4 protein-coding genes are annotated in these 5,250 nt (G+C 25.2%); 1 reads left to right on the forward strand and 3 read right to left on the reverse strand.

All coding sequences use genetic code 11. From position 1 onward, the window contains the following. Positions 1-155: 155 nt before the first annotated feature. The 3 genes from gdhA to GBZ86_RS12335 all read right to left on the reverse strand — a co-directional run bounded on the left by gdhA (position 156) and on the right by GBZ86_RS12335 (position 3,856). Complete coding sequence (gdhA, locus tag GBZ86_RS12325) at positions 156-1,502, reverse strand: NADP-specific glutamate dehydrogenase (RefSeq protein ID WP_152891090.1); 1,347 nt, start codon at positions 1,500-1,502, stop codon at positions 156-158. 226 nt (positions 1,503-1,728) lie between these two features. Next, positions 1,729-2,223, reverse strand: a complete 495-nt coding sequence (locus GBZ86_RS12330) for a hypothetical protein (RefSeq protein WP_152891092.1) — start codon at positions 2,221-2,223, stop codon at positions 1,729-1,731. A gap of 190 nt (positions 2,224-2,413) precedes the next feature. Beyond that, a complete protein-coding gene (locus GBZ86_RS12335) occupies positions 2,414-3,856 on the reverse strand; it encodes a DEAD/DEAH box helicase (RefSeq protein ID WP_152891093.1) in 1,443 nt (480 codons plus the stop codon). A 200-nt stretch (positions 3,857-4,056) separates the two neighbouring features. On the opposite strand from GBZ86_RS12335, the gene GBZ86_RS12340 reads away from it, so the two are divergent. Beyond that, complete coding sequence (locus GBZ86_RS12340) at positions 4,057-5,082, forward strand: branched-chain amino acid aminotransferase (RefSeq protein ID WP_152891096.1); 1,026 nt, start codon at positions 4,057-4,059, stop codon at positions 5,080-5,082. The last annotated feature ends 168 nt before the right edge of the window (positions 5,083-5,250 follow it).

Raw genomic sequence — 5,250 nt, forward strand, 5'->3', positions numbered from 1 at the left:
TTTTTGTAATTTTACTTTCTTTAATTCCATTATTAATAAATGAATTGATAAAATTTTTAAATATAAAAATAATTAAAAAATAATTATTTGTTTAAAAAAAGTATCTATTTTATATTTATATAAAATAGATACTTTTTTTGTTTAAAATTTATTGTTTATATTACACCTTCAGCTAACATAGCATCAGCAACTTTAATAAATCCCGCAATATTAGCACCTACTATAAGATTACCTTCATAGCCATATTCAATTGCAGCATTCTTAGAATTAAAATAAATATTTTTCATTATTTCTTTTAATTTATTATCAACTTCTTCAAAAGTCCAAGACATTCTTAAACTATTTTGACTCATTTCTAAAGCTGAAGTAGCTACTCCTCCAGCATTAGCTGCTTTTGCTGGTGCAAATAAAATTTTATTATCAACAAATACTTTTTGTGCCTCTAAAGTTGAAGGCATATTAGCACCTTCTCCAACAGAAATAACTCCATTATTAACTAATGCTTTAGCACTTTCTTCATCTATTTCATTTTGAGTTGCACAAGGAAGTGCTATATCACATTTAATAGTCCAAATGCCTTTACAACCTTCTGTAAATTTAGCTTTTGGTCTATAATTTAAATAATCAGAAATTCGTCCTCTTTTTATTTCTTTTATTTCTTTTATAGCTTTTAAATCAATGCCCTCTTCATCGTATATGTATCCTGAAGAATCAGATAAGGCAACTACTTTTGCACCTAACTCAGTAATTTTTTCAGTTGCATATATAGCTACATTTCCTGAACCAGATATAACTACTGTTTTATTTTTTAAATCTTTTCCATTATCTTTTAACATCTCATCTACAAAATATACTAATCCATATCCAGTAGCTTCAGTTCTTGTTAAACTACCACCATAATTTAATCCTTTACCAGTTAAAACTCCGGCATCAAAAGAATTTCTTATTCTTTTATATTGTCCAAACATAAAACCAATTTCTCTTCCGCCTACCCCAATATCTCCAGCTGGAACATCAACATTTGGTCCTATATGTCTATAAAGTTCTGTCATGAAACTTTGACAAAATCTCATAATTTCAGCATCAGATTTACCTTTAGGATCAAAATTAGAACCTCCTTTTCCACCACCTATAGGAAGTGTCGTTAAAGAGTTTTTAAATATTTGTTCAAATCCTAAAAATTTTATTATGCTTAAATTAACTGATGGATGAAATCTTAATCCACCTTTATAAGGTCCTATAGCACTATTAAATTGTACTCTATATCCTCTATTAACTCTTACTTTACCATTATCATCAACCCATGGAACTCTAAACATTATTACTCTTTCTGGCTCAACAATTCTATCCACTACGCCTAATTCCATATAAATCGGATTTTTTTCCAAAACTGGCACTAATGAATATAATACTTCATGTGTTGCTGCAAGGAATTCTTCTTCTCCTAAATTACTACTTTTTAATTGTTTCATTAATTCTTCTACATATTGTTTTGCTTTCATTGGTTAGCCCCCTTTGTTTCAATTGATTTACTATTATTTAACATTTGATTTTAAATAATTCTTTATTAAATATGTTTTTAATAATTATAATCCATTATTCATATGATTTCAATAAAAATTACTATTTTAATATATTACATAATTACTTATAATAAAAAATAAAATCTTATTATATAATATTTTTACAAACATTATATAATAAGAAATTTTAATTTTTATACCTATTTTATCTTAATACTTTTTGTGGATTACAATAAAAACACAAATCAACCATAGTTTTATCTAAAGCTATATGATATGCTCTTGTTTGAGTTTCCCATCTAACTACTATACTGTAAATTTCTCTATTATCATTAATATTAGAATAACATTTTAAAACTTTTGCATTACTATATTTATTAAGCTCAGTGGAATTCACTGGTGCCATTAATTCTATTTCCTTTAAAAATATAACTCCCTTTTCTTTTCTTCTTTTCTTTTCATATATTGCACTTATAGTTAACTCTCCAGAATTAAATTCATAATCATATTCTACTAGTGCATTTCTTTTTAATAAAAACATAGGCAATACTACAAGAATACAAATAATTACTGCTATAGTTGGACTTAAATACATAAAAACTAAAAGTGCTAATATTAATGATGCAGTTGTTAAATTCTTAAATAAGTTATATTTACTAAAATCTGTTGCTGTTGATGATATTTCATAAAACTTCTCCATAAATTATTCCCCCTATACCTAACTATAATAAAATTATATCATAGCTTATAAAAAAAAAACTACATAAACAATATTTTCATATTTGTAATTATTAAAAATTTATATGATAAATTTTATTTAATTTTTAAAATACGGATTTGACTTTAATATAAATATAAAAATCAAATCCGTATTTATCATTAATTATAATTTATTTTTTTGCATATTGAATTTTTATTTTTTTACCTTTCACTGTTACTTCTTTGTATTTTTTCAATATTTCTCTTCCTTTACCATTCAATATATCTACATAAGAAAATCCTTCTTGTATATCAATAATACCTATATCTTCACCTGTTAATCCTGGTAAATTACTAAAACACCCCAATATATCTAAAGCTCTTATTTTTTTCTTTTTTCCACCATTAATATGTATTTTTATAATATCATTATGTATATTCTTTTTTACTACTTGTTTATTTTTAATTAATTCTCTTTGAGATTCTTTAAATAACTTTCTTCCAACTTTTATCTTTTCATTATCAGGCATTTCATCTTCTTTTATATTATATGTAATATATTCCTCAATTTGATTTAAAAATCTTTTTTCTCCTGAAGATACAAAAGAAATAGCTTTTCCAAAATTACCAGCTCTTCCTGTTCTTCCTATTCTATGAATATAACTTTCTTTTTCCATAGGAACTTCATAATTTATAACTAAATCTATATGATCTATATGTATGCCTCTAGCTGCTACATCTGTTGCTATTAATACTTTAAATTTTTTGTTTTTAAAATCTTCTATAATTTGTAATCTCTTTTTTTGTTCCATATCTCCATGAAGTTCTCCAATAATAATTCCTTCAGACTTCATAAGAGATGAAACTTCTTTAACCTTATCCTTAGTATTACAAAATACTATACTTCCTTCAGGATTGTTTGCATATATTACTTTCCACAAAGCTTTAAATTTATCTTTATGTTCTATTGATAGATAACTTTCTTCTATTCTCTCTCTATTAAATACTTTAGATATAATTTCTAATACCTTAGGTTTATTCATATATTTTTCACATAATTTTTCTATTTCATTAGGAATAGTGGCTGAAAATAATGCAGTACTTCTTTTCTGTGAAATTTTATCTAAAATATCTTTTATTTGATCAATAAATCCCATACTTAACATTTTATCAGCTTCATCTATAACAAGAAATTTAACTTCTTCTAAGTTTAATGTTTTTCTATTTATATGGTCTGATATTCTACCTGGAGTTCCTACCACAATATGAACTCTTTGTTTTAATTCTCTTATTTGTTCATTCATAGGTTGTTTTCCAAAAACAGCGGCTACTCTCACTTTTTTTAATCTTCCTATATTGGAAATTTCTTCTTTTACTTGCATGGCTAATTCTCTAGTTGGAACTAATATCAAAGCTTGAACATAAGTTTTTTCTATATTTATTTTTTCACATAATGGAATACCAAAACTAGCTGTTTTTCCACTACCTGTTTGAGATTTAACTATAATATCTTCTTCTTTTAAAATATTAGGAATAGTTTCTTTTTGTACCTGTGAAGGCTCTATATATTTCATATTATTTAAAGCCTTTATTATATTTTCATTTAAATTAAACTCTTTAAATTTATTATCCATTAATTAATCTCCTCTAAATTTGTATAAATAATTAATTATTAACTAAGCTATCAATATATTATCATATCACATATTATATATTTTAAAATAACAAATTAAAATTTTTATTTATTTAAATTATAATAAGTGATAAAATTAAATTTATAATCGTTATAAATTTAATAAAATACATAAAAAATTTGTAGATAGGGGTGATCTTCATGGAAAAAAATTCTGAGATAGATTGGGAAAATTTAGGATTTAATTATATTAAAACTGATTATCGTTATATTTCTGTTTGGAAAGATGGAAAATGGGATGATGGAAAACTAGTAACAGATAATATGTTAACTATTAGTGAAGCATCTACTGCACTACATTATGGTCAACAAGTTTTTGAAGGTTTAAAAGCTTATAGAAGAAAAGATGGAAAAATTCAATTATTTAGACCAGATGAAAATGCAAAAAGAATGAATAATTCTAATAGCAGACTTTTAATGCCAGAAGTTCCTGTAGAAAAATTCATAGATGCTTGTATGCAAGTAGTAAAAGCAAATGAACATTTTGTTCCACCTTATGGTACTGGTGCTACATTATATTTAAGACCATTTATAATTGGCGTTGGTGATAATATTGGGGTTAAGCCTGCATCAGAATATATTTTCTCAGTATTTTGTATTCCAGTAGGACCTTACTTTAAAGGTGGAATGAAACCAGTTAATTTCATGATAGCTGATTATGATAGAGCTGCTCCAAAAGGAACAGGAGCTGCTAAAGTTGGTGGTAATTATGCTGCTAGTCTTCATCCTCATGAAATTGCTGTAAAAAAAGGATTTGCAGATTGTATATATTTAGACCCATCAACTCATTCTAAAATTGAAGAGGTTGGTGCTGCTAATTTCTTTGGTATTACAAGTAAAAATGAATTTATAACACCAGTATCTGAATCAATATTACCAAGTATAACAAAATATTCTTTAATGCATATAGCTAAAGAATATTTAGGTATGAATGTATTTGAAAGAGATGTTTATGTTAATAAATTAGATGAGTTTATTGAAGCAGGTGCTTGTGGTACTGCAGCTGTTGTTACTCCAATAGGCGGCATTGAATTTAACGGAATTTTACATATATTCTACAGTGAAAAAAAAGTTGGACCTATTACAAAAAAACTTTATGATACACTTTGTGGAATTCAATTTGGAGATATTAAAGCTCCTAAAGGATGGATATTTGAAGTGAAATAGTCTTTAATAATAAAAGTATATGAATTTTTAATTCATATACTTTTATTATTATTTTATATTTATTGCTTTTAATGATAAATTATATTTCTCTGCTAACTTTTTATAAAATATAAGGTCATCTTCATTATTAAAAAAACATGGAAAACTTAAATTATAATTTCCCCATAT

This window comes from Clostridium tarantellae (assembly GCF_009295725.1).
Lineage (GTDB): Bacteria > Bacillota > Clostridia > Clostridiales > Clostridiaceae > Sarcina > Sarcina tarantellae.

What these genes read in the sequence shown, in the direction of transcription:
- gdhA (WP_152891090.1), bottom strand. Translation starts at nt 1,502, where the DNA reads ATGAAAGCAAAACAATATGTAGAAGAATTAATGAAACAATTAAAAAGT.
- GBZ86_RS12330 (WP_152891092.1), bottom strand. Translation starts at nt 2,223, where the DNA reads ATGGAGAAGTTTTATGAAATATCATCAACAGCAACAGATTTTAGTAAA.
- GBZ86_RS12335 (WP_152891093.1), bottom strand. Translation starts at nt 3,856, where the DNA reads ATGGATAATAAATTTAAAGAGTTTAATTTAAATGAAAATATAATAAAG.
- GBZ86_RS12340 (WP_152891096.1), top strand. Translation starts at nt 4,057, where the DNA reads ATGGAAAAAAATTCTGAGATAGATTGGGAAAATTTAGGATTTAATTAT.